This is a genomic window from Alicyclobacillus fastidiosus, assembly GCF_026651875.1.
GTDB classification, from domain to species: Bacteria; Bacillota; Bacilli; order Alicyclobacillales; family Alicyclobacillaceae; genus Alicyclobacillus; species Alicyclobacillus fastidiosus.
Map to the genome: position 1 here is coordinate 3,963,224 of NZ_CP104067.1, position 22,444 is coordinate 3,985,667.

The window sequence follows — 22,444 nt, forward strand, 5'->3', positions numbered from 1 at the left end:
CGTCGATGTATGTTGACGAGCATAGAAATAAAATTCGCCGAACGCGACAGCGAGATCGAGAGAAACTGTGATTTATCGACACCACTTGTTTTCATCGCCTCTAAGTTCGGTTCTCTTGCAACCACACCGCCATCTTCCCTGGACTTCGATTGTCCCAGGCATAGTAGGGGATCGCGGTCAGCGCTTGAGCAGAGCTTTCACTGTAACCACGAATGACCGTTACACCGTGAAGCAAACTTGAAATATGCTCGGACACCAATTCAGTATTCGATGATAGTCTCAAGTTTTCCACACCTTGAACGTGATCGACGTCCTCGACACAGTAAACAATCGGTCCACGCTGTAGAGCGACCTTGCCGCGATTGGCCTTGACCTCAAACGGCGCATGAACTCTCTCAACTGGCATTGCCAAATCGAGGACTACCGTGTCTCCGTTCGCCCATGTTCGATCCAGACAGATATACCCGTTGTTTACTGTTATCTCTTCGACCCGATGGCCATTTACACTGACGGTTGCCTGTTTGCACCAACCTGGGAGGCGTAAGTTGAATTCGAATTGCCGAGGGGCGCTTGTTTCGATCGACAAGGCCACAGTCCCTTCCCATGGATAGTTTTCCTTCTGAACAATACCGACTTCGTATCCGCCTACCATCAATACGCTCGTGCTGGCGACATAGAGATTCACCCAAATCCCGCGTTCACCGAAAGCATAGATATATTTTCCTAACGTGGGGATAAAGCGTGAGACTTGAGTCGGACAACACGAACACTCAAACCATCCCAAACGGTGATGGCTCCCATCAGACGCAAGCGGATTGTCGTAGAAAAACTCTTTTCCCGACAGGGATACGCCAGCTAAAACACCATTGTAAAGCGATCGTTCCAAAATATCTGCGTACTTTGCGTCAGCATGCAATAAGTTCAGTCGATGATTCCAATAGACCATGCCTATCGAGGCACACGTCTCGCAGTAAGCGGTTTCATTCGGCAAATCATAATCTTCTTTGAACCCTTCATTGTGGCCGGAAGAACCAATTCCACCGGTGATGTACATATTTCTGAACACGACACTGTCCCATGCTCTGTGAAGTGCGGCTAAATACTCCCGATCCCTTGTTATGGCTGCGATGTCAGCAACTGCCGAATAGAGGTACATTGCACGTACAGCATGCCCCCGTACGTCGACAGTTTCGCGTACCGGAACATGATCTTGAGAGTATTCGGGGCCTAGACCCTCCATCTTCCAAACGCGCCCAACACCATGACCTTTGCCTCGCTCTTCCAGCAACCACTGTGCAAGTTTCCAGTACCTCTCTTCCCCAGTCTCCCGATACAACGACACTAAGCCGATTCCGATTTCTTCGTGCCCCTCGACCCAATGGCGTTTTCCTGGACCAAATGTATCATCGTAATGATCTGCTAACTTGCGCGCTACATCCAAGAGTTTATTTTTCCCCGTAGCTTGTCGATACGCCACGGCAGCCTCCATCAAATGCCCGCCGCAATACATTTCATGACTGTTCATATCTGTCCACTTCTTATCAGGTTCCTTAAGGGTAAAAAACGTACACAAATACCCATCCGTTTGCTGTGCAGCGGCGATCAGATCGATAATTTCATCACATTTTTGCTCCAATTGCTCATTTGGATATAGCATTAAACTGTAAGCGACGCCTTCCAACGTTTTATATACGTCTGTGTCATTGAATGTATAGATGCCTTCGAATTCCCCATCGCTCTGGCCTGCAGCTTTTGCAAAGTTGCGAATTCTGCCTTTTTCCTCGCAATGATGCAGACATGCTTCAAGAGTCACGTCTTTGTGAACTTGTAATCTCCACGACCAAAAGGTATCTTCCAGTCGCACATTTTTGAGCGGAACCGCTTGCAATTCTTGAAATTTTACGATTTCCACAATACGGAACGTCTCTTCGCTCATTCGTTTTACCTCCCATTGAGATATCAAGGATCATGACCTCGACAGTGAATAAAACAAGAAACTGTAAATATCGACCCATTCGGCACGTCGGGGCGACCCCTGCTTTGAAAAATACGGCGACGTTGGAGGAGATTCTTCCTTGGATGCAGTATGTTCTGCTTCAGAGTGGAGGAGGCAAGAACGATTTTGTCGATGAGTGATTGCGCCACGTCTTCCTCAATGATAAAAATCGTAAACCTCCAGTGTTCAATGGTAGAATCGTCAGTTGTCTTGGTGCACGTTACAAATCGCTACCACTCAACCAAACTTCGATAAACCATTTTTCATTTAAATGGTTTTACCAATATAAACAAAAGCAATCCAACGTGTAAATAGTCTGAATATTGCCTAAGAACACCATATCATGTTTGCATTCTTAATACAACATTCCAAATAAGGTTCTGGTGCAAAAACGAGACGAAACGACTAACGGCACTTACGAAAAGTCTTGCTTGGCAATGCATCACGAAGAGCCTTGGGATGATTCTTTGTATGTAGTTCGCCTCCCTGACGGAAGCGTCCCCGATCCGCACATATTTGCTCGAGGTGTTAAAGTAGCTCTCACTAAGCTCGGGCTACCAGTCGTTACCTTTCATGACTTAAGTCACTCGCACGCGACATGGTTGCTTGAATCTGGTGTAGATCTCAAAGTTATATCGCAAAGGTTGGGGCACTCCACTATAACAGTTACTGCCGATGAGCCCTGTTACACGTCGGCTCCAAGAAGATGCAGTAAGAAACTTGAGGATATGATGGGAGGAGAGACAAACCATAAAAATGATTTGTAGAAAGTTTGTAGATCGCTCACTTTTGAGCAAAAGAACAGGGCTCCTCGGAAGTCCCGAGAAGCCCTAATGCTACTGGTATTTCTAAGTGGCGCGTCCGGAGGGATTCGAACCCCCGACCTCTGGCTCCGGAGGCCAGCGCTCTATCCACTAAGCTACGGACGCAAGCGACGTTTAGTATCATAACATGCATAGATGATTTGTGCAATAGCTGATCTCAATTTCATCTCGATAAATCTCCGCGACACCCCCGATGAACGGCGATAGGCCGACGAGGGGTGCCGCAATGAAACAGGGAACGCCTACTAGGCTGCTGCCCTTAGCGACGACTTCCCTGTAGCACGTCGAGGATGGCGCCAGCTTTGTGATGACACTCTTGCCATTCACGCTCTGGCACGCTGTCCAGGACGATTCCAGCTCCTACTTGTACGTACTGCGTGCCACTGAGTTCCAGCACGGAGCGAATGACAATCGCCGTGTTCGCGTTGCCCATCGCGTCAATCATCCCGATAAAGCCGCCGTACGGTCCCCTGCGGAGGGACTCGAGTTCATCGATGATCTCCATCGCACGAATCTTCGGTGCACCGGATAGCGTGCCGTTTGGGAATGTCGCGAGGAGCGCATGAAACACGCTGACGTCCGGACGCAAGGTAGCCTCGACGCGAGAGACCAGGTGAAACAGGTGTGAGTACCGTTCCACGACCATGAAGTCCGGCACGTGAACGGACCCGCTGACTGAGATGCGCCCGAGGTCGTTGCGGCAGAGATCGACCAGCATCACATGTTCTGCCGATTCCTTTTGGTCAGCCTTCAACGCTGCGACGAGCGCCTCATCTTCCTCACGTGATCCGCCCCTTCCGCGGGATGTTCCCGCGATTGGCTTCATCTCCGCAAGGCCATCGATGGCACGAAACTGCACTTCTGGGCTCGCTCCGTACAGGCGCATCCCCTCGTACTCCGCGACAAACATGTACGGAGAAGGATTGAGACGGCGCAACGCGTCATACGCGGCATAGGGATGTAATGCATGGTCGATGCGCATGCGCGTCGACAGAACCACCTGGAAAATGTCGCCCTGCGCAATGTATTCGCGCGCTCGTTCAACGCTATTGCAGTACGTTTCCTTCGAGACGTCGTACTGCACCTCTGTTTCGCCAGAGCAAAGGCTCTTGGCACGTCGCAGTGCTTCGGGCTCGTTTAGCCCCGCGTCTGCAATGCGCTCGAGTTCGATCGCCAGTCGACTCAGTTGCGACGCGAGCGAGCCCTCTAGACCCCCTGCATGCAAGTTTTCGTCCTGGCGATGCAAAACCATCTGCCCTCTTGTCAACTGGACGACAGCCGCGTGCCACTGTAGGCGGATATCGGGCACATTTCGATCATCCGTAGTCGACTTTGGCAGCCGCTCTAGGTAATGTACACCGTCATATCCGACATACCCCAAAAATCCGGCGCTAAATGGCTCGTTCATATCGGGCGCACAGATTTCCTGAAGCCGTACTCTCAGTCGTTCGAGAAATACCATCGGGTCCTTCGGTCGGAAATAGTGTGCCTCCCGACTGACGACGCTCGGCCACACTCCATCCAACGACAGCTCATTCTCTACGCCGCCAGGCAAATCCAACAGCGACGCTTCGAGGGATTTGTCGACATAAACTGTCACAAGCCCGTCCTTCACTTGTACCTCGACGACAGGACACACACCGATGAGGCTCATTTGGTAGGCTCTGTTCTCATCGTCGCGACCTGCTTCGAGGAGAAAGGCTCTGCCTTCCCCAACGACCGTTTGAACATGGAGATATAAATAAAAAGGGTCAACTTGCCCCTCGATGGGATAGCGATGCGATTGCACGATAGATAAGCTCCTCTCGGATTGAAATCAATCGGCGCCAAATAAACCTCGCCAGTCCATAGCGGAGATTTACGCGGCCGTCGCCAAAAAGTTCGCGAGCATCCGCTTGCCAGCATCGGTCAAAATGGACTCTGGGTGAAACTGTACACCCAAAGCGCCAGTCGGTTCGTGGCGCATCGCCATGATGACGTCGTCCACTCGAGCCGTGACGGTGAAAGATGCGGGGAGCGTGGCGGGATCGACTTCGAGAGAGTGATATCGCGTCGCGCGAAAGGGAGATGGGACAGCGCAAAAGAGGTCGTCCCCATTGTGGTTCACCATGGATGTCTTGCCATGCACGGGCGTGGCAGCGCGAATCACGCGGCCGCCAAATGCGACTGCGAGCGATTGGTGACCAAGGCACACGCCTAATACAGGAACGCGACCAGCGAAGTACCGGATGGCCTCGATGGACACGCCCGCTTCAGTCGGTGAACAGGGACCTGGAGATACAATGACTGCGGACGGATGTAAGGATACGAGTTCTTGTAACGGGGTATCGTTGCGACGGACAACCACTTCACTTCCCAATTCGGCACAATACTGCACCAAATTGTACGTGAAGGAATCATAATTATCGATTACGAGTAACACTGTACAAACTCCTCTCGAGTGCACCGACGATGCGGAACACTGCAACTCATCTCAACTAACTCAACTGGACTGATGCTAACGGTACACGACAAAAATGCCGACGTCAACGGGATTTTAAGCTAAAAGAGGACACAAAAATGCCCACCATCCAAATGGTGGGCCCAGGAGGACTCGAACCTCCGACCTCACGATTATCAGTCGTGCGCTCTAGCCAGCTGAGCTATGGGCCCGAGTGACGACGGGCATTTTTTGTCTTCACCACTGGTTCTCAACGGGACCCAAATGGGTAAGTTGGCGGAGCCGACGGGATTCGAACCCGCGGTCTCCTGCGTGACAGGCAGGCATGTTAGGCCTCTACACCACGGCTCCACATGGTTGCGGGGGCAGGACTTGAACCTGCGACCTTCGGGTTATGAGCCCGACGAGCTGCCAACTGCTCCACCCCGCGTCGAAGTGATTACTGGTGGACGGTGGCAGGATCGAACTGCCGACCCCTCGCGTGTGAAGCGAGTGCTCTCCCCCTGAGCTAACCGTCCTGGTGACCCCAGCGGGATTCGAACCCGCGTTACCGCCGTGAAAGGGCGGTGTCTTAACCGCTTGACCATGGGGCCATGAATTGGCTCCCCGAGTAGGATTCGAACCTACGACCCTCCGATTAACAGTCGGATGCTCTACCGCTGAGCTATCGAGGAATGTGGTGGAGGTAGACGGATTCGAACCGACGACCCCCTGCTTGCAAGGCAGGTGCTCTCCCAGCTGAGCTATACCCCCAAAAATGGTGCCGAAGGCCGGACTCGAACCGGCACGGTTTCCCGCACGATTTTGAGTCGTGTGCGTCTGCCAATTCCGCCACTTCGGCACGTGGCGTGCCCGGAGAGATTCGAACTCCCGACCTTTTGATTCGTAGTCAAACGCTCTATCCGGCTGAGCTACGGGCACAAGATGTCACTTCAAGCGACAAGTTATATCATACCATCTATCGAACTCTATCGCAACAACAATTTTTCGAGAAACTGGTGGGCCCAGGAGGACTCGAACCTCCGACCTCACGATTATCAGTCGTGCGCTCTAGCCAGCTGAGCTATGGGCCCTTGATGTCACGAGCGATATCGTACAATACTCGACTGCAATCAGTCAAGCATTTTTATAGAATTTATATAGATTCTTGGCGAGTTGGATATAGTAACCGAGATTTCACTAAGTGCGACGGTCCCCCTGCCTGTCCTGCGACAGGCTTTGCATCCCCTGCTTATGCAAATTGTTCACCCGTCATTAGCGGAAGATCAAAGCGCGACGTAACAATTACAAGGACCGCGCCGTCTATAACATCGCAACGGGTATTACAAGGTGGGTCACAGGCGAGATAATCCACAGGTGGGTCGCTTTGTCAATTTAAAACCGGTGTCTAGGAGTGTGAATGGTGAAAACATCACGATGGATTTTGAGCGCAATCGGCACGGCTATCCTTTCAGGCGGACTTGTCACGGGGTGCGCAGGTGCAAATACGACGGCGCCAGCATCCCAGAAAGCTATCAATGTCACAACCGAGCCCACGACGAATACGGCGGCGACCAACTCGACAAATGACAACAGCACGCAACTTTCCAATACAAGCACGGTAACAACACCGAGCACACCCACGTCCAGTACGAGTCCGTCTAGCAGCACCGCGCTGGAGACCGTGCGGCAAGCGAACGAGCTGGCGAAAACCGGTCAGGCAGTAGGGATTCCCTACAAAGTTCAATCAAACATCGATGCGGTTCAACAAGCTTGGGGGCAGCCGGCGCAACAAAACGAGGCCGGAGCGGGAATTTACGCGACGTTCCCCGCACATCAAGCGGCTTTCGGGTTGAACAAGGGCGAGCAGATATTCGACGTCCGCTCGTTCTCGTCTGCCATCCAGTCTGTTACACTAGCGGACATCGAGCAGGTGCTGGGTCAACCGGGTGCCGTGCGAGAGACATCCGATTCGCAGATCTATCTCTACCCAGAAGGCCCCGATTATCAATTGTTGTGGGTCTTCGCGAAGTCCCAGAGCGGGTCCGTGTCCTCGCACGTGGATCACATCTCGGTGTTTTGGCCGCAAGGTACAGTGAACAGCATGGCAGCGACCCAACCGGCGCCAGGTGTCGTCATTGACAACGCTCCGGGCAAAGCCGGTCGACTGCTCACCTTCTCTATCGCGAATCCTCCACAAGGTTATCAATTGGAGGAATTGGAGTGGATCCCGACAAACGGATCGCCCGTGGTCAACACGCTCACGCAAGCGTCGAAAAACGGAACCAGCGGAAATAACGTGCCGGGCTTCACAATTAACAGCGACGGACAGACCATGAGTTTTCTATACACCGATGCGATGCGCGGGCAAACCGGCTACGTCCGCGTGATTTATCAGGAAACTTCAGGTGCGGCCATGTTGGGTCAAAGCAGTACGGTTACCTTGAAGTAACTTCGGCAATGCTCCACACACCTGGCGAAGGTCAGGGACCTGTCGCAGGACCCGCTACACCGAAACACCCTCGGAACCTAGGCTGTCACCAGTCATTCGAGTCACTGCTGACAGCCCGGTCCCCCTCAAAATCGTTGTCGCAACGCCTCCCATCCTTGTCTCCCGCAACACACGACAGCTCGTCTCCAAACGTCACCCATCGCGTGCTACGCCAAGCCTTCATCCAATGCCACTCTCCCATCCATCATGCACCATGCCCCCCTCGTTTCGCGTAGATCAACGCACCTTCACCTGAATACTCCAATAGAGTTAAAAGCGTCCCCGTGCGTGGTAATCCCACCACTCCTACCGGAATTTCAGCAATGAAACGAGTGAGCGGACCATGTTAGGCTGTCGACACACCGTGGGCCAGTGCTTCTGCTTTGCCACCCGGTGTGACAATGGATCCACGCGTGAAAGCGAGCGTACCTACGAGCGCGAGCACTGTTCAGAAGGAGAACGCAGTGCTCAATGTGGCTAAGAGTAAGATGGGCACGCCATATATCTGGGGGCACAACGAGGATCGAGGTCAATACGGTTTCGACTGTTCCAACTTCACGTCCTACGTGCATCGTCATGCGTTGGGTTATAAGATGACGACTTCCTCACGCGCTCAGTTCAATGATGTTGGTTGGAACGTATCGCGCACTTCTATGCAACCTGGGGCTCTCATCATCTTCGACGACGGTCACCACGCAGGCATCTACGCTGGGAACGACCAGGTGATTCAGGAAGGCGGCGGCCTTGGCAAAGTAGGATATCTCTCGTTAAACCCGGCTCATATTGGGCTCACCACGTGTCGGCGGTCCGCCGAATGTTCTAACATGATCATATCGCAAGGGGGGTGTCCCAAAAGGGTCGTACCAAATCACCCAGTCCCAACATCATATAGAAAAGCCTCAAAATCCACAGTGAAAGTGGAGATGGAGGCTTTTTGTTTTAAGGAATTCTTAATCAAAGTTGGGCTTCAAAAATCCAAAATTGACTTTTGGGACAGCCCCCTCTTTTTCGTGATGTACACCTGTATCATCTGAATCTGCGCGTACGTATGGACCTATTTAACATGCGGACTGACCGAGAACAATCCCACCCACAAAGACCCAAGTGGGCAACCCCATCGGTGGATGGCAGGTCCTCACATACCTCTCAACGGGTTTGGAGAGGCTAATAGCGTACTTTGTGGATTGGAGACATGACATGGCGATACACTTGTTGTTTACGATTGTCGCAGCGGTGATCACATTCATCATCTTGCTGATCCTCGTGCGCTGGATAGGACAGACACAAATTAGTCAGTCGACCTATTTTAATTGGGTCGCTGGTGCTTGCATGGGTAACATCGCCGCAAATATGTTGGCCTCGACTTCGATTCACAGCATCGTCGACGGCGCCATTCAACTCGTCGCGTTTTCTGCCGTCACGATTATCGCCGCCGTCATCGCCATCAAAAGTAAGCGATTTAGACTCGTTACGAGTGGCAAGCCTGTCGTGTTGATCCACCAAGGGGAATACATCCTCCCTCACCTCAAACAGACCAAGGTGAATGTCGACTTGTTAAACCAGATGCTCAGAGAGCAAGGGTATTTTGACTATCGTAGCATCAAATACGCCATACTCGAGCCGACAGGCAGTTTAAGCGTCCTCCCGGTCGACGAGCAAAAGCCCCGCGAAGACAAAATCTCGCAAACCGAGAATCCATCCGCCCATCGACGCCAGGAAAGCGAACAGGTGAAATAAGGCGCATAAAGTTGTCCGCGTAAAGACAAACTAAACGATACGAACACGCGACGGGACATGCCGCGAGAGCGAGAGATTCAAGACCATCGCCACGGCCTTGGCATCCTTCTGGAAAGAGGTGAGTCCATGACCTTCTTGATCCTTCAAGCGTCAAAGGCGTGCAGTTCGATTTGGCGAACCTGGTGCGAGCAAACGGTTGTGTACTTCGACGTTGACTGGTAACCGTTAACCAACTTCACAGGCGACTGTCCCGGCGCACCTCTGCCCTTTACTAGGTACGCAAGGTGGCATTTACGCCATCCCGCTCGTCTGTCTTTACCCTGTGCCTATACATTCGGTGCGAGAGGCGGTACATCGGCCCAGCGCAGAGTGCGAAGAGCGCGACCACGCCAAAGACCGAAAAGGCGCCGAAATGATGCAAGAGTACGCCCCCCATGAACGGCCCCAGAAAAAATCCCAAGTTAGACAGCGAATTGGCACCAAAATAGGCACCACGCATTCGCTCATCTGCCAGCATACTGATGTACTGGGCTAGCCTCGGCGCCGCCATGACTTCACCCAACGTGAGAATCACAGACCAGGTCAAAAAGGCGATAAACGTATGGGATATACCAATGCCAAAAAAACTTATCGCGTAAATCACTTGTGAGACTAGGAGAACACTACCAAGCCCCAACCGTTGGCTAAACCGGTTGATCAGAAATTGAAGCACAACCACTTCAAATCCTGTCGCCGCAAAGATGTACGAGTAATCCCGCGACGCGGCGTGCGTACCAAACAAAGTCTGCATAAATTGGGGTAAAGTCGTATCAAATTGCGAGTACCCGACGCTCGTCAGGATGCCCGCGATAATGAAGACGATGAGTGCGTAATCTGTCCGCAAGGTCTGAATCGCATCCCCAATCCTGACCTCTCGAACTTCGCCTGACGGTCTCCTCGATTCTGGAAAGCGCAGGGCGATCACCGCCATATAGACAGCACTGATGCCCGCCGCTAGGTAAAAGGTCAGTTTTGGCGCCTCACTGCCGATCATACCGCCGATAATCGGGCCCACGGACGCCCCGATATTATTCATCCAGTAGTTCATGCCAAACACCTGTGAACGCCTCTCAGGTGGCGTCAAATCGGTTAACATCGCCTGTGAGGCCGGGCCAAACAACGCCCGCGACAATCCTGTCAGCACACTGACGACAAAGAATGACCATACGCTGCCTGCAGCCGCAAACTCCAGCATGGCGAGGGTACTGACGAGCATGGCGAAAGCCATGACCCACTTCCTCCCGAAGAGGTCCGCGAGGGATCCACCCAAGAAACTGAGCACGGTCGACGTAAGCGAAATGGTCCCTACCGCCAACCCGACGACGCTCGGGTCTGCGTGCGTATGCGAGGACATATACAGTGCCATGAATGGCATGACCATAAACTGCGTGGTTTGCGTGACACCGGTTGCACTCTGCATCCACCATACGACGGCTTTGCGATTCAATTGAAGTGATGAACGATTCATAGCCACGCTCTCTCTACAAAATTTAAAAGTATATGACACCTTTCCCAAGCTACATAAAAGCGACGCTCGATACAAGGTGCGAGATAGGTCTAAGCCACCGATTCATGGCCGATACTACGGACAGGCTTGTCACGGAGGTGAATTGTGTGGGAATGGACATGGAGGATGTAAGATTTGCTCAACTGAGCCAGGATACGCTCAACGACATCAAGCGATTGGAAGAACAGCTTCGAGCACAGACACACCGAGATATCATTCTTCTGGCGTACGAAGAAAGTGCACCAAAACTTGAGCGTACACAGAACCCCTAATCGATGATGTGTGACGCTGACATGAGCTGCGAGGTGATCACAGAAGAGGACGTTTTGTACGTCACCTCGCACGAGGTCAGGAGCCGCAAGGCGACTCTATATTCTTTAGTGAGGTTTCGACAGGTCATCCTTGTCGACCACGTGAATCCGGTCCAAGTGCTCCCGGAACCCCTCTCGAAAATTGTCGAGATACTCCCTGCGCAACGCGTCGCGTTCCACTCGTTCCTCATCGCTTAAACTGGTTTGTTTCGCCTTTTTGGCGAGATCGTTTAAGCGGTTCAATTTTTCCTTTGATAGCACGTCGTCACCTCCACGGTTTACACATCATTCGTCAAGGCCTCATCATATTCAATTCGCCCGAAAATCACAAATCGAATGTCCAGCAACCGCTTAGAGCGAACGCTCACTGTGTTGCAGACCGGCCACGCCGAGTCCACTCTTCTGCCGCGTGGCCCCAAAACACATCAGCGAAAATACCAGCATTGCACAGGTCACGGATCCAAGCATTGCACCCGCTCCGTAAGCGTCCAAAACGCGTCCCGTTCCGACCGGCCCTAACCCGCTGCCGAGGAAGAGACAGAACGCAAATACAGACACTGCCGTAGCCCGCCCGTTGGGCAGCAAGTCGGTCGCAAACGTCTGCAAGGTGGAATGACAATAGCTAAAGCCGAATCCTAGAACGACAAAACCACACGTCAGCACAAAGACGCTCTGCCACCCCCAAATGATGCCAAAGCCAAGTGTCATGAGCAGTGATCCTAGAATCGGCATGCGCTTTGTACCGAGCCGCGCGAGGACCGTCGTGATGGTTCGACTCCCGACAAACGCCCCAACACTGTACGTCGCAGTCAATAAACCTATCACCAAATAGGACAGGTGCAAGGAAGTGACGCCAAACACGCCGAGAAACGTGAAGCCGCCATAAAACACCAGTCCTTCGGTAAATACGAGACCGTAGACTATCCACGCGCGCCGCGTCGTCATCAGCAGACGATACCGTCGGGAGAGCGAATCCGCTTCCGGGGCCGCCACCCTGGATGAACTGTGCCGTTGACGCAGCATCGCGTAAATCGCTGGGACGGACAATACCGCAAGCAAGATAAATAACATCCGGTAACTGAGGAACTGAGCGACGAGTCCCCCGATGACGATCCCCATGGCCTGACCGGATGTCGAGAAGGACATGAAGAACGCGATGGCTTTCGGCCTTTGCGAGAGGCTAAATCGATCCCCAATTTGCGCAAGTGTCGTCGGGATGATCCCCGCTGCAAACATGCCCGTCACAAACCGCAGGAGCAACAGCCAAGAAAATTGGTCCACGAGTCCACAGCATACAGTCCCCACCGCAAATAGTGAGAGTGCGATGAGAATGGTGTTCACCTTGCCGACTTTCTCCGCGAGTGGGCCATAGACCAGTTGAAAAGCCCCGTAGGGAATGGAATAAGCAGTGACGAGCAGGGCTGCAGACGCCGACGTCGTGTGAAGCGAGTGGGCGATCGCCGGAAGCATCGGTGCGATAGCACGGTTGTCGGCGTTCACCAAGAATCCTCCCAAACCAAGTGCCCACAGCATTTGTCCATTGGATGTACCGGATCGTTGTTCTCCCATGTTCTCTCCTCGCTTGTGTATGTCTAAAAGTTCCTTACCGTGTACCGAAAGTTTGATGTTCGCACGCGTATACTTCATTAACCGCAACGTGGTTGAGACCGGGTAACAGGGGTGAACACGATGAAAGACCGATTGATTGGCATGGGTCTGGGGATCTGTCTCTGCTTGTGGGCGGGGCTCATCCTGAAATTGACCGGGAAAATCTGAACGCCCCTGTGTGTTCCACACAAACAGACAGGCGGCTCTGACGCCCCCTATCCGTGCACTTGCACTGGGATGAGGGCTCTTAGAAGAGCCGCCCCAATCGCAAATTCAGTTGACGCCCGTCCGTCGCCAGGCACGGTGCTCCACAGAAAGAATCTCGTGAAAGACCAGTGACTCGGCGAGACTACTCAAATTTGACGAGGAAGTACTTCTTCTTCCCGCGCCGAATGACGAGGAACTGTCCCCCGAACATCTCCTCGTGGGTGAATTCGCGTTCCACGTCCGTCACTTTGTCGCCATTGACGCTAATGGCCCCGTTGGTGACGTCCTCACGCGCCTGGCGCTTCGACGAACACGCCCCACTAGCGACGAGGAGAGACACGATGTCAGTCGCGTGATCTCTCTGCAAACTGGTAGACGGAACGCCTTCGAAGACTTCTTGAATCTCATCCACGCTCAGTTCCTTGATGTCACCGCTAAACAACACACTCGACATCCGAATGGCACGCTCCGTCTCTGCCTGGCCATGCACCAGTGTCGTCACGTGTTCCGCCAACGCCTTTTGCGCTTTCCGCGCACCTGGGTTGTCTGCGACTTCCTGTTCAAGCGCCTCAATCTCTTCCTTTGACAGGAACGTGAAGTATTTAAGGAACTTGATCACGTCGTCGTCCTGGGTGTTGAGCCAGAACTGGTAGAATTGATACACCGACGTTTTCGTCGCGTCCAACCAAATTGCGCCGGACTCGGTCTTTCCAAATTTCGTACCGTCCGATTTGGTGACGAGCGGGATGGTCAAGCCGTATGCCTGTTGCCCGGTTGCCCGGCGGATCAAGTCGATGCCTCCGACGATATTCCCCCACTGGTCTGATCCACCGATTTGCAGCACACAATCGTGTCGACGGTACAACTCCAAAAAGTCGTTCGATTGCAACAGCATGTAACTGAACTCGGTGAAGGAGATCCCCGTCTCCAGGCGAGCCGACACGGATTCACGGTTGAGCATCGTGTTCAGACTGAAATTTTTGCCGATGTCCCGCAGGAACTCAATGACGCTCATGTCCCCGGTCCAATCGTAGTTATTGACCACGATTCCCGCATTTTCCTCGGCCTCAAAATCAATGAACCGCGATAGTTGCGCGTGGATTTTTTGGGTCCAATTTGCGACCATTTCGGGCCCATTCAGCGTTCGCTCCTGCTTCTTCCCGCTCGGGTCCCCAATCAGCCCAGTCGCACCGCCGACTACGGCAATCGGCTTGTGACCCGCCAACTGAAAGCGGCGCAGCGTCAGGATAGGAAGCAGACTCCCGATATGTAAACTGTCAGCCGTCGGATCAAACCCCACATATAAACCGATGGACTGCTCGTCGAGCAACTTCTCCAACTCAGCCCGATCCGTCGTTTGAAACACAAGCCCCCGAAACTCTAATTCCTCTAAGATATTCAAAGTACGACCCCTCTCAACAACACTCGATAGCCATATTATCGCACATCTCGCGGCAATGCAGCCTCCTGCAAAATTTTTTGGTTCGTTTACCCATCACTCCCAATTTCCTTCCATTGAGCGATTGGAGTTCCAGGGATACCATGGAAACGTACTGTCTTACGTTACTTCAAACCGCCCACGTTGGCGGTTTTTTTGAAGTGCATGAACGACGCAACGAGTTACATAGGAGGAACATATCGTGAAATCAACAGGAATTGTACGGAAAGTGGACCAACTCGGCCGAATTGTCATGCCCGTTGAACTGCGAAGGACATTGCACATCGACGTCCGCGATCCGCTGGAGATCTACACGGCAGGCGACCGGATCATGCTGCGCAAATACGAGGTATCGTGCATTTTTTGCGACAGCACAAAAGCAGTGTCAGAGTTTCAGGAGAAGCCTGTCTGTGACGATTGCCGCTTAGAGCTCCTTGAACTTGCCACCTCTCCCAACGCCTGAGGCGGACAAGGCACAGCAATAGCCGCGTCGTCTTGTGACGCACACGACGCGGTCCCCCCACTTAACTCCTGTCGCACACGGTGACGCAAAGCCAACGGTGCGCGGTCCACACCACCACCTACTGGAGAAGTCCCCCTGCACCCGTGCCTTATTCACAAAGAACGGCTTCCACCTCGATTTCGACGAGCAGCCTGGGATCGATGAGCGCCTTCACTTCCACGACGGTGGTGACTGGCCGCACATCCGCAAACACCTCGCGATGTGCCCTCGCAACGGTCTCCCACTGCGACATGTCGGTGACGAAAATTCTCACGACAATCACGTCAGACATCTGTGCTCCCACTGACGCCAACGCCTTTTCGATGACTTTCAGCACGAAGACGGTCTGCTTGTAAATGTCACCTACCCCGACGACGCCTTGTTCCTGAATGGCTGTCGTCCCCGCCACGACAACCCGATTGCCAATTCTAATTGCTCGGCTATAGCCGATGATTTGCTCCCATGGCCCACCCGATTGCACGTAGACCTTGCCACGCATACAATCCCCCCCGATCCCAGAACGAGTGCTCCGCCTCTAAATCATACTCGAGTGCCCAGGCGAGGGTGCCAGTACCTAAGTGATTTCGGTGGCAGTATCCGTTTTGCAATAGGCAGAGTCTCGTTTGAATCATGCGTTTCTGGGCATCCTATGACCAGAGATACCATTTTGTCGGTGTCGTTCTTCCGCGCTTAGCGCGTGATCACTAAGGTGAAAATGAAGGTGAAATAAATCTACTCAAACATGTTGTCTATCCACGAAGTGGCTAGCATTCTCCAAATTCCAGTCGTCACTGCATACGAGATGGCACAAAAGCGCGTTTTCCCTTCTCTCCACCTCGACAGGCGAATTCTCGTATCGAAGTACGAGTTATCGGTGTGGCTTGAAGGCTGCCAGCGAAGCGGACGGCTCATTCACAACGCGACCGACGCGCGGCGTTTCGCACAGGCTCAATCATTCGCCCATACGCCGCGGAGCTTCACATGAAATGGCCGATGTTGGCTCTTCTTGTCATCGTCTGTAGTTTCGTAGGCTCGCTAGCAGGGGCCATCGTGTTCGGGGTGATTGCCAAGCACTGGATAGAGGCGCACATGCACGTGATTTTGCAGTCATTCGTGGGTCAATTCGAGAATTACATGGGGCTTTGATGATCCCCTTAGACAAAAATGGCCACAAAAAATCCCCCCGCACAGTTGGCATGGAGAGGACTGCGCAAGGGGAATCGGGCAAAGAGTATTGGGCATCCCCAATTATAGGCGTTCGGGTTTTTCCAGCCAATGACGCGTGTACACCACAAATAACCATCTCCAACGGTTTTAACGGCTGAAACATTGGTCTTCCAGTGGTTACAGTTCGTGTACGGTGATCTCACTGCGGACCAAGAAGCGGAAATTATAGCCTGATTGGCCGACACCTTTGGAGATATACAGCGTACCGCGCTCCGTCTCATGAACGCCCTTGTACACTCCAGAGGCCGCCAATGGCCCCATATTCTTCAGCTTGAAGAGGAATGGAATGTTGAACTGCTTCCCGTGTAAATGACCAGCGAACATGTAATCAACCCGCCGATTCATGAACAGTGCTAACGTCGGGTCATGGGTCATGACCACGATTGGCTTTCCTGGCGTAACAGATTGGAGGACAGTATCATCGCTGTGACCTGAATCAAAGTCGTCGATTCCGACCAGATTCACCGTTTGGAGTTCCACCGCTTCGTTGATTAAGACCTGGATGCCGAACTCCTCCAGCAATTGAATGAGTTCTGACGGTTGTTTCAACATATAATCGTGGTTGCCAAGCACTGCGTACGTCTTTATGCCGGTCGACTGAAGCATCTTGAGAAACGGGACCAACAGAACGAGGGCATTGCGCTGGTCGAGAAAATCTCCGGTGATACATAGGAGATCCGGAGATTCTTTGTCAATGACCGCCTTGATCGCCGCCGGTCGAATCCGATTGCGCTCGACGTGTAAATCGCTGATTTGAACCAGTTTTAGTCCTGTGTTCAACGGAATTCGCACGCGTTCGACCTTTAACCATCGCGTCGGCAAGACAAACGTCGTATAAAAAATACCCACTGCAACGCAAACCGCACCGATGATCCAGTACACAGCATCAGCACCCTACTCAGAAGTTTACTATTAATGTACACCTAACTGTTTCCCACATCACCTGATAGCTACGATTTGGTTGGAGCGGTTATACCTCTCTTCAAAGCTCCCTCTCGAAACGATTCAGCCGCCTAGCGTTTCGTCGGTACTATGGAAGTTGAGTTCAGGCGGCACTCTTCGAAAACCACCCGTCAGAAATGCGAGGTACACGACGCCGCAAGCGAACCAGATAGCACCTAGTATCAGCGCGTTCTTGTCCAAATTGAGCCACAACCACCCGTCGAACAAAAATCCGACCGCTGGCATCGCGAAATAAAGCAAGACGTGAAGCAGTGTCTTGCGCCTGCCCGCGCGGAAAAAGTAATGGGCGATGACGGAGATGTTCACAAACGCGAATGCGCTGAACGCCCCAAAATTGATAAACGAGGTAGACGTCTCGACGGTCAAGAATAGTGCCAAGAGACCGACGACCCCCACCAACAAAATATTTAGATGTGGAGTCTGAAAACGTTCGTTGAGCCGTCCAAAAAATTTCTTCGGCAGCACCGAATCGCGCCCCATGGCGTAGAGCAGACGCGCGGCGCTCGACTGCGCGGAAATACCGGAGGAAAACTGTGCGAGGATGAGTCCGGCCGTGAAGATGGCGGTGAACAGGTGTCCACCAATTTGCATGGCGATTTCCGATGCGCCCGAATCTGCATTGACGAATTTCGTGTAGTCCGGATACACCAATTGTGTCACATAGGTTGCAATGATAAAAATGATTCCGCCGACAAGCGTAATCAAAAAGATGGCGCGCGGAACCGTCTTCTCAGGCTCAATGGTCTCCTCGGTCATGGTCGTCACCGCGTCGAACCCAAGAAATGAATATCCGGCAATCGCCGCCCCCGCTAAAATCAGTGGAAACTGAAACTGATTTGAGACGAACGGCCTGCTCGAGACAAGCGTCCCACTCCCCATCCCACGAAGGACATCCTGAACGCTCAACACCAAGAATATTGCGATAACCAAGAACTGAAACGCCATCATCGTGACGTTTACATTGGTACTTATCCGAATACCAATGATGTTGAGGACAGTAGTGACGAGAATGAATAGAACGATCCAAACCCAAGCTGGCACGCTCGGAATCTCGGCGGAAAGATAGACACCACCAATGAGCCATATGACCATCGGAAGAAAGAAGTAATCGAGCAGTGTCACCCAACCGATAAGAAAGCCGAGATGGGAACTCATACTCTTGCGCACATACGTATAGGCAGACCCGGATACTGGATACGCTTTCGCCATGCGCCCGTAACTATAGGCCGTGAAGAGCATGGCGATCAAGGCGAGAATGTACGCATCGGTCGCCAGCCCGTGCGTCGTCTGGTCTTCCACACCAAAGGTACCAAACACAATCATGGGTGCCATGTAGGCGAGGCCAAAAAGGAGCAGTGGAAATAGAGTCAAAGTCCGACGGAGCGTCACCTGTTTTGCGTCCATATGGTCCTCCTTCAGGGAACTATGCGGCATGCCCGAGGGAAGACCCATCACTTCCTCGAAAATGCCGCGGGCCAGTTTTCTCGATGGTTAAGAGAGTTCTGCTACAGCTTCAGTTATCGCCGATTCCAGGCGCGCGAGCCCCTCTTCCAACTCTTCATCCGTAATCACCAGCGGGCAAAGCAGGCGAATGACATTGCTGTACACCCCCGCCTTGACCGTGACGAGGCGCTTCTCAAAACACTTTTGACTGATCAGCGCGACGAGTTCTGGATAGGGTTCTTTGCTTGCGCTATCCCGTACGAATTCGACACCTACCATCGCGCCAAGACCGCGAACGTCCCCGATAAACGGAATCCTCTCTTGCAGGCGGCTAAGCATTGCGACGCTCTTCTCGCCGATTTGCTGAGCCCTCGAGGCGAGTTCGTCGCGTTCCATAATTTCGATGACCTTCAGCGATGCGGCCGCCGCAAGCGGATTTCCACCGTACGTCCCCCCCAATCCCCCAACCTCTGTCGAGTCGAGAATGGCCGGTCGCCCCACGACTGCCGAGATAGGCAATCCCGCTCCCATCGATTTCGCCATCGTGATGATGTCCGGGTTAAGTCCCTCGTAATGCTCCGTTGCAAACAGTTTGCCAGTGCGCGCAAATCCCGTTTGAATCTCATCGACGATGAAGACGATGCCATGCTCTGTACAAATGTCGCGCAGCGCCTGCATGTAACGCGGTGGCGCCACGACAAATCCTCCCTCTCCCTGCACCGGTTCGATGATGATAGCTGCCACGTCGTCTGCATTCACGTACGTGTCGAACGCCCTCTGCAACGTCGCTATCGACTCGTCGATGAAATCTTGTGCGGACTGCCCCTCCGGTTTGCGGTAGAGATTCGGAAACGGCAGGCGGTAGACCTCCGGTACGAATGGACCGAATTTTGCCTTGTAGGGGTGAACCTTGCTCGTCAAGGAAAGGCCGAGCGTCGTCCGTCCGTGAAACGCGGATTCAAACGCGATGACGGCAGAACGCCCTGTATAGCTCTTCGCCACTTTGATTGCGTTCTCGACCGCCTCCGCGCCGCTATTTAAGAGCAGGGCCTTCTTTTCGCCATCGATTGGCGCGATGTTGCAAAGCTGTTCGACGAGCCGCAGATAAGGTTCGTTCAGCGTCACGTGAATACAGGTGTGAAACAGCTTCTGTGCCTGTTCCGAAACGACTTGGACGATTTCCGGTTGGGCGTTTCCCACGTTGAGCACGCCGATTCCACCGGCGAAATCCAGATACTCGTTGCCTTCCTCATCCCACATGCGGGCTCCTTGTGCGCGAGTGATGACTACTTTGTTCTGTACACTAACGCCTTTTGGCACGTACTGAGAGTGAAGCTGCAATAGGCTCTTTGAAGCGATGATTTGTGTATCCATCGGAATCCTCCTCATGCTTATCAATCTCACCGCGCAGCCTTCTGCGGGTGTCTACTTCTACATCAAGCAATATTCGTGCCAGCTTACACAGCGGATGAAAGAGGCCTTAAAGTACCTGCGACTCTAAGGAACTTGCTTCTCGAGCACACCCGCGCCACACCACCCAATTCAAATTCGTATCTCAATTTTGAATTGAAATCGTATACACTTGAATCAGAAATTTCGTTTCACGAGGTGAACGCGCAAGGTGAATTACGAAGTGTTTCAGAGCTTAGACACGCCAATCTTTTGGCTGCGCAACGGAATCATTGAATGGATGAACAAATCGGCCAAGAGCCTTCTTCACCTCGATACGGACTCTCTCGTATGGGAGGACGTCTACCCCAGACTCCCTGCAGGATACGTGTTTCGACTACACGATGAGCGCCATCACGGATCAAACGGGGTGCTGGTCGAGTGTGTGCCGGATACCAACCCGCACCTGCTGCGCGAGATCGAGCAACTCCGCTCTGAGAACAGCGATTTGGAGCGCATTCTCGAAGCGTCACTGGATGAAGTGTTCGTCACCAACGCCGATGGTGTGACCGTCCGCGTAAACGAGACGGCAGAGCAATTGTATGGAATGCGACGCAGCGACCTGATTGGCAAATCCGTTTTTGAACTGGAGCAACAAGGAGTCTTCTATCCGTCTGTCATCTCAATTGTCTTAAAAGAGAAACGCCGAATCACCATTCTCCAGAGAACGTCGTCTGGGCAGACACTGATTGCGACCGCCAACCCTGTCTTCGACGAACGTGGGAACCTCGTCCAAGTGGTATCGAATGCAAAGGACATCACGGACGTCCGTCTCGATGTCTGGATGGCGGAGCAACTAAAAACTTCGACAAGTCGTCCCAGTTCATTGAACCCCACCGCGACGCTCGTCGCCGAGAGTGACGCGATAAAGCAGGTGTTGGAGCTCGCGGGCAAGGTAGCAGGGACAGACGCCACCGTTATCATCCTCGGAGAGACGGGAGCCGGAAAAAACCGATTGGCGGAATATATCCATGAACATAGTGCGCGGGCCAACGAGGCTTTTGTATCTGTGGACTGTGCATCGATTCCGGAAACGCTCGTCGAAAGTGAACTATTCGGATATGAACGCGGAGCGTTTACAGGCGCGAACAAAGCAGGAAAAAAAGGCAAAGTCGAACTGGCGGACGGAGGGACGCTGTTTCTCGACGAGATTGGAGAATTGCCCTTGTCCGTACAAGGAAAGCTATTGGATTTCGTCCAGCGTCGGACATTTACGCGCGTCGGCGGAACCAGGCCGAGTACAGTGAACACCCGGTTGATCGCCGCGACCAACCGCAACCTCGAGGACATGGTCCGAAATGACACGTTTCGCGCCGATTTGTATTACCGACTGAACGTCATCCCCATCACAGTACCTCCTTTGCGCCGCCGGACGGCGGACATCCCGAAGCTCACCCATGGCCTGTTGCGCCGGTTTGCAGTGCTTCACGGCGTGCCTGAAGTGAAGCTGTCACCAGAAGCAGAAGACCTGCTTCTGACGTACGATTGGCCGGGAAACGTCCGGGAATTGGAGAATGTATTGGAGCGCATCTCCATCACCAGTCCATCACCAGTCCATCACCGTATCTCACCAAGGACGATGTACGCGGGTTCTTGCCACAGCACGGTGAACAGGAGGACAAACGGGTGCAGGAAGTCGCGGCAAAGCTTGAGGGTCAGCATGCCGCCGCATGCCCTGCCGACACGGCAGGGACTTCATTGCGCCAGCGCGTGGACGAATTCGAACGGTCCATCTTCGCCGAGGCGCTCGCGCGCCATCGCTCGACGTACGCGATAGCCAAGGCGTTGGACGTGAGCCAACCGACGGTCGTTCGAAAGTTGAAGCAGTACCGGTTAAAGTCGTGAAGTGCATGAACGAAGCCACGACGCGCCCCTCTGTCCGTAATCGACCACGGTGGAACTTGTATAACGATTTCCAGCCGGTCAGTCGAAATGCGAATCGACCAAGGGCCTGTACGCATGCGTTTGCCGCATCGTGGCATAGCGAACACAGTCCGCTAAATCCTTGCGCTGGTGCAACGGCACGTCTACGATGTACACACCTGGCTCTCCGCTGCTAGACAGCGCATCCGTTCCAGCCACCGCCGTTCATCCTCGACAGTGGGCATCGACGACCAGTGTTCAGGCAAATAACCGGCGATGAACAACTCGGGGAACGCCACTAGATCTACCGGATTTTCGCCGCAGGTGGTCCGGACGATTTGCTGCGTGCGCGCGAGCGTCGCCTCGACGTCCCCGAGGATGGGTGCATCCTGAATGAGCGCGATCTTCATCATAACCCCC

23 protein-coding genes and 11 tRNA genes are annotated in these 22,444 nt (G+C 53.1%); 10 read left to right on the forward strand and 24 right to left on the reverse strand.

What is annotated here, in order from left to right; translation table 11 throughout:
• Window positions 1-100 precede the first annotated feature (100 nt).
• Window positions 101-1,936 (reverse strand): glycoside hydrolase family 127 protein, encoded by a 1,836-nt coding sequence (locus NZD89_RS19555; RefSeq protein WP_268004407.1) that lies wholly within the window; start codon window positions 1,934-1,936, stop codon window positions 101-103.
• A 497-nt stretch (window positions 1,937-2,433) separates the two neighbouring features.
• On the opposite strand from NZD89_RS19555, the gene NZD89_RS19560 reads away from it, so the two are divergent.
• Window positions 2,434-2,763, forward strand: a complete 330-nt coding sequence (locus NZD89_RS19560) for a tyrosine-type recombinase/integrase (protein WP_268008551.1) — start codon at window positions 2,434-2,436, stop codon at window positions 2,761-2,763.
• A gap of 86 nt (window positions 2,764-2,849) precedes the next feature.
• Here NZD89_RS19560 and NZD89_RS19565 read toward each other — a convergent pair.
• The 13 genes from NZD89_RS19565 to NZD89_RS19625 form a co-directional block, all read right to left on the reverse strand.
• Window positions 2,850-2,925 (reverse strand) — tRNA-Arg (locus NZD89_RS19565).
• Window positions 2,926-3,079: 154 nt separating this feature from the next.
• The gene (locus tag NZD89_RS19570; protein WP_268004408.1) at window positions 3,080-4,609 is read right to left on the reverse strand and encodes an anthranilate synthase component I family protein; all 1,530 of its coding nucleotides are present in this window, start codon (window positions 4,607-4,609) and stop codon (window positions 3,080-3,082) included.
• A 69-nt stretch (window positions 4,610-4,678) separates the two neighbouring features.
• Window positions 4,679-5,242, reverse strand: coding sequence for an anthranilate synthase component II (locus NZD89_RS19575; protein WP_268004409.1), 564 nt, complete (start codon window positions 5,240-5,242; stop codon window positions 4,679-4,681).
• A 153-nt stretch (window positions 5,243-5,395) separates the two neighbouring features.
• Window positions 5,396-5,472 (reverse strand) — tRNA-Ile (locus NZD89_RS19580).
• A gap of 62 nt (window positions 5,473-5,534) precedes the next feature.
• Window positions 5,535-5,611: transfer RNA gene (locus NZD89_RS19585), tRNA-Asp, on the reverse strand.
• Window positions 5,612-5,614: 3 nt separating this feature from the next.
• A tRNA-Met gene (locus tag NZD89_RS19590) sits at window positions 5,615-5,690 on the reverse strand.
• A 13-nt stretch (window positions 5,691-5,703) separates the two neighbouring features.
• Window positions 5,704-5,778 (reverse strand) — tRNA-Val (locus NZD89_RS19595).
• A tRNA-Glu gene (locus NZD89_RS19600) sits at window positions 5,779-5,853 on the reverse strand.
• A 6-nt stretch (window positions 5,854-5,859) separates the two neighbouring features.
• Window positions 5,860-5,934: transfer RNA gene (locus NZD89_RS19605), tRNA-Asn, on the reverse strand.
• 3 nt (window positions 5,935-5,937) lie between these two features.
• A tRNA-Ala gene (locus tag NZD89_RS19610) sits at window positions 5,938-6,013 on the reverse strand.
• Between the two features lie 5 nt (window positions 6,014-6,018).
• A tRNA-Leu gene (locus NZD89_RS19615) sits at window positions 6,019-6,101 on the reverse strand.
• Window positions 6,102-6,104: 3 nt separating this feature from the next.
• Window positions 6,105-6,181: transfer RNA gene (locus NZD89_RS19620), tRNA-Arg, on the reverse strand.
• A 75-nt stretch (window positions 6,182-6,256) separates the two neighbouring features.
• Window positions 6,257-6,333 (reverse strand) — tRNA-Ile (locus NZD89_RS19625).
• 329 nt (window positions 6,334-6,662) lie between these two features.
• Between NZD89_RS19625 and NZD89_RS19630 the strand changes: the two genes are divergently transcribed.
• A complete protein-coding gene (locus NZD89_RS19630; RefSeq protein WP_268004410.1) occupies window positions 6,663-7,691 on the forward strand; it encodes a YjgB family protein in 1,029 nt (342 codons plus the stop codon).
• Window positions 7,692-7,776: 85 nt separating this feature from the next.
• On the opposite strand, the gene NZD89_RS19635 is transcribed toward NZD89_RS19630, so the two are convergent.
• Complete coding sequence (locus NZD89_RS19635) at window positions 7,777-7,914, reverse strand: hypothetical protein (protein ID WP_268004411.1); 138 nt, start codon at window positions 7,912-7,914, stop codon at window positions 7,777-7,779.
• Between the two features lie 289 nt (window positions 7,915-8,203).
• On the opposite strand from NZD89_RS19635, the gene NZD89_RS19640 reads away from it, so the two are divergent.
• Both NZD89_RS19640 and NZD89_RS19645 read left to right on the forward strand, forming a co-directional pair.
• Window positions 8,204-8,764 carry a C40 family peptidase gene (locus tag NZD89_RS19640; RefSeq protein ID WP_268004412.1) on the forward strand — a complete coding sequence of 187 codons (561 nt, stop codon included), beginning with the start codon at window positions 8,204-8,206 and terminating at the stop codon, window positions 8,762-8,764.
• Window positions 8,765-8,927: 163 nt separating this feature from the next.
• Window positions 8,928-9,467, forward strand: coding sequence for a DUF421 domain-containing protein (locus NZD89_RS19645; RefSeq protein ID WP_268004413.1), 540 nt, complete (start codon window positions 8,928-8,930; stop codon window positions 9,465-9,467).
• 271 nt (window positions 9,468-9,738) lie between these two features.
• Here the strand turns inward: NZD89_RS19645 and NZD89_RS19650 are convergent, their stop codons facing one another.
• Complete coding sequence (locus NZD89_RS19650) at window positions 9,739-10,974, reverse strand: MDR family MFS transporter (RefSeq protein ID WP_268004414.1); 1,236 nt, start codon at window positions 10,972-10,974, stop codon at window positions 9,739-9,741.
• A 146-nt stretch (window positions 10,975-11,120) separates the two neighbouring features.
• Between NZD89_RS19650 and NZD89_RS19655 the strand changes: the two genes are divergently transcribed.
• A complete protein-coding gene (locus NZD89_RS19655; protein WP_268008640.1) occupies window positions 11,121-11,285 on the forward strand; it encodes a hypothetical protein in 165 nt (54 codons plus the stop codon).
• Window positions 11,286-11,390: 105 nt separating this feature from the next.
• On the opposite strand, the gene NZD89_RS19660 is transcribed toward NZD89_RS19655, so the two are convergent.
• The 3 genes from NZD89_RS19660 to tyrS form a co-directional block, all read right to left on the reverse strand.
• On the reverse strand, window positions 11,391-11,585 hold the full coding sequence (locus tag NZD89_RS19660) for a DUF896 domain-containing protein (RefSeq protein WP_268004415.1): 195 nt from the start codon (window positions 11,583-11,585) through the stop codon (window positions 11,391-11,393).
• A 90-nt stretch (window positions 11,586-11,675) separates the two neighbouring features.
• Window positions 11,676-12,893, reverse strand: a complete 1,218-nt coding sequence (locus tag NZD89_RS19665) for an MFS transporter (RefSeq protein ID WP_268004416.1) — start codon at window positions 12,891-12,893, stop codon at window positions 11,676-11,678.
• 388 nt (window positions 12,894-13,281) lie between these two features.
• Window positions 13,282-14,541: a tyrosine--tRNA ligase gene (gene tyrS / locus NZD89_RS19670; RefSeq protein ID WP_268004417.1), complete on the reverse strand. Its 1,260-nt coding sequence runs from the start codon at window positions 14,539-14,541 to the stop codon at window positions 13,282-13,284.
• Between the two features lie 235 nt (window positions 14,542-14,776).
• Here tyrS and NZD89_RS19675 point away from each other — a divergent pair, with 235 nt between their 5' ends.
• On the forward strand, window positions 14,777-15,040 hold the full coding sequence (locus NZD89_RS19675) for an AbrB/MazE/SpoVT family DNA-binding domain-containing protein (RefSeq protein WP_284286336.1): 264 nt from the start codon (window positions 14,777-14,779) through the stop codon (window positions 15,038-15,040).
• A 148-nt stretch (window positions 15,041-15,188) separates the two neighbouring features.
• Here the strand turns inward: NZD89_RS19675 and NZD89_RS19680 are convergent, their stop codons facing one another.
• A complete protein-coding gene (locus tag NZD89_RS19680) occupies window positions 15,189-15,578 on the reverse strand; it encodes a RidA family protein (protein WP_268004419.1) in 390 nt (129 codons plus the stop codon).
• Window positions 15,579-15,821: 243 nt separating this feature from the next.
• Here NZD89_RS19680 and NZD89_RS29775 point away from each other — a divergent pair, with 243 nt between their 5' ends.
• Complete coding sequence (locus NZD89_RS29775; protein WP_369125212.1) at window positions 15,822-16,064, forward strand: helix-turn-helix domain-containing protein; 243 nt, start codon at window positions 15,822-15,824, stop codon at window positions 16,062-16,064.
• Complete coding sequence (locus NZD89_RS19685; RefSeq protein WP_268004420.1) at window positions 16,061-16,225, forward strand: hypothetical protein; 165 nt, start codon at window positions 16,061-16,063, stop codon at window positions 16,223-16,225. The genes NZD89_RS29775 and NZD89_RS19685 overlap by 4 nt, the downstream gene beginning before the upstream one ends.
• 198 nt (window positions 16,226-16,423) lie before the next feature.
• Here NZD89_RS19685 and NZD89_RS19690 read toward each other — a convergent pair whose 3' ends face one another.
• The 3 genes from NZD89_RS19690 to gabT form a co-directional block, all read right to left on the reverse strand.
• Window positions 16,424-17,188 (reverse strand): metallophosphoesterase, encoded by a 765-nt coding sequence (locus tag NZD89_RS19690; protein ID WP_268004421.1) that lies wholly within the window; start codon window positions 17,186-17,188, stop codon window positions 16,424-16,426.
• Window positions 17,189-17,311: 123 nt separating this feature from the next.
• Complete coding sequence (locus NZD89_RS19695; protein ID WP_268004422.1) at window positions 17,312-18,673, reverse strand: APC family permease; 1,362 nt, start codon at window positions 18,671-18,673, stop codon at window positions 17,312-17,314.
• An 87-nt stretch (window positions 18,674-18,760) separates the two neighbouring features.
• Window positions 18,761-20,086 carry a 4-aminobutyrate--2-oxoglutarate transaminase gene (gene gabT / locus NZD89_RS19700; protein WP_268004423.1) on the reverse strand — a complete coding sequence of 442 codons (1,326 nt, stop codon included), beginning with the start codon at window positions 20,084-20,086 and terminating at the stop codon, window positions 18,761-18,763.
• A 259-nt stretch (window positions 20,087-20,345) separates the two neighbouring features.
• On the opposite strand from gabT, the gene NZD89_RS19705 reads away from it, so the two are divergent.
• Window positions 20,346-21,938 (forward strand): sigma-54 interaction domain-containing protein, encoded by a 1,593-nt coding sequence (locus tag NZD89_RS19705; RefSeq protein ID WP_268004424.1) that lies wholly within the window; start codon window positions 20,346-20,348, stop codon window positions 21,936-21,938.
• Window positions 21,893-22,006 (forward strand): hypothetical protein, encoded by a 114-nt coding sequence (locus tag NZD89_RS29780; RefSeq protein WP_369125277.1) that lies wholly within the window; start codon window positions 21,893-21,895, stop codon window positions 22,004-22,006. The genes NZD89_RS19705 and NZD89_RS29780 overlap by 46 nt, the downstream gene beginning before the upstream one ends.
• Before the next feature lie 182 nt (window positions 22,007-22,188).
• On the opposite strand, the gene NZD89_RS19710 is transcribed toward NZD89_RS29780, so the two are convergent.
• On the reverse strand, window positions 22,189-22,437 hold the full coding sequence (locus tag NZD89_RS19710) for a nitrilase-related carbon-nitrogen hydrolase (RefSeq protein WP_268004425.1): 249 nt from the start codon (window positions 22,435-22,437) through the stop codon (window positions 22,189-22,191).
• Window positions 22,438-22,444 lie beyond the last annotated feature (7 nt).

Bases quoted from the DNA above. Each gene is read 5' to 3' on its own strand.
- NZD89_RS19680 (WP_268004419.1), bottom strand. From the start codon at position 15,578: ATGCGTGGCAAGGTCTACGTGCAATCGGGTGGGCCATGGGAGCAAATC.
- NZD89_RS29775 (WP_369125212.1), top strand. From the start codon at position 15,822: ATGTTGTCTATCCACGAAGTGGCTAGCATTCTCCAAATTCCAGTCGTC.
- gabT (WP_268004423.1), bottom strand. From the start codon at position 20,086: ATGGATACACAAATCATCGCTTCAAAGAGCCTATTGCAGCTTCACTCT.
- NZD89_RS19560 (WP_268008551.1), top strand. From the start codon at position 2,434: ATGCATCACGAAGAGCCTTGGGATGATTCTTTGTATGTAGTTCGCCTC.
- NZD89_RS19650 (WP_268004414.1), bottom strand. From the start codon at position 10,974: ATGAATCGTTCATCACTTCAATTGAATCGCAAAGCCGTCGTATGGTGG.
- NZD89_RS19710 (WP_268004425.1), bottom strand. From the start codon at position 22,437: ATGATGAAGATCGCGCTCATTCAGGATGCACCCATCCTCGGGGACGTC.
- NZD89_RS19635 (WP_268004411.1), bottom strand. From the start codon at position 7,914: ATGAAGGCTTGGCGTAGCACGCGATGGGTGACGTTTGGAGACGAGCTG.
- NZD89_RS19665 (WP_268004416.1), bottom strand. From the start codon at position 12,893: ATGGGAGAACAACGATCCGGTACATCCAATGGACAAATGCTGTGGGCA.
- NZD89_RS19695 (WP_268004422.1), bottom strand. From the start codon at position 18,673: ATGGACGCAAAACAGGTGACGCTCCGTCGGACTTTGACTCTATTTCCA.
- NZD89_RS19645 (WP_268004413.1), top strand. From the start codon at position 8,928: ATGGCGATACACTTGTTGTTTACGATTGTCGCAGCGGTGATCACATTC.
- NZD89_RS19685 (WP_268004420.1), top strand. From the start codon at position 16,061: ATGAAATGGCCGATGTTGGCTCTTCTTGTCATCGTCTGTAGTTTCGTA.
- NZD89_RS19555 (WP_268004407.1), bottom strand. From the start codon at position 1,936: ATGAGCGAAGAGACGTTCCGTATTGTGGAAATCGTAAAATTTCAAGAA.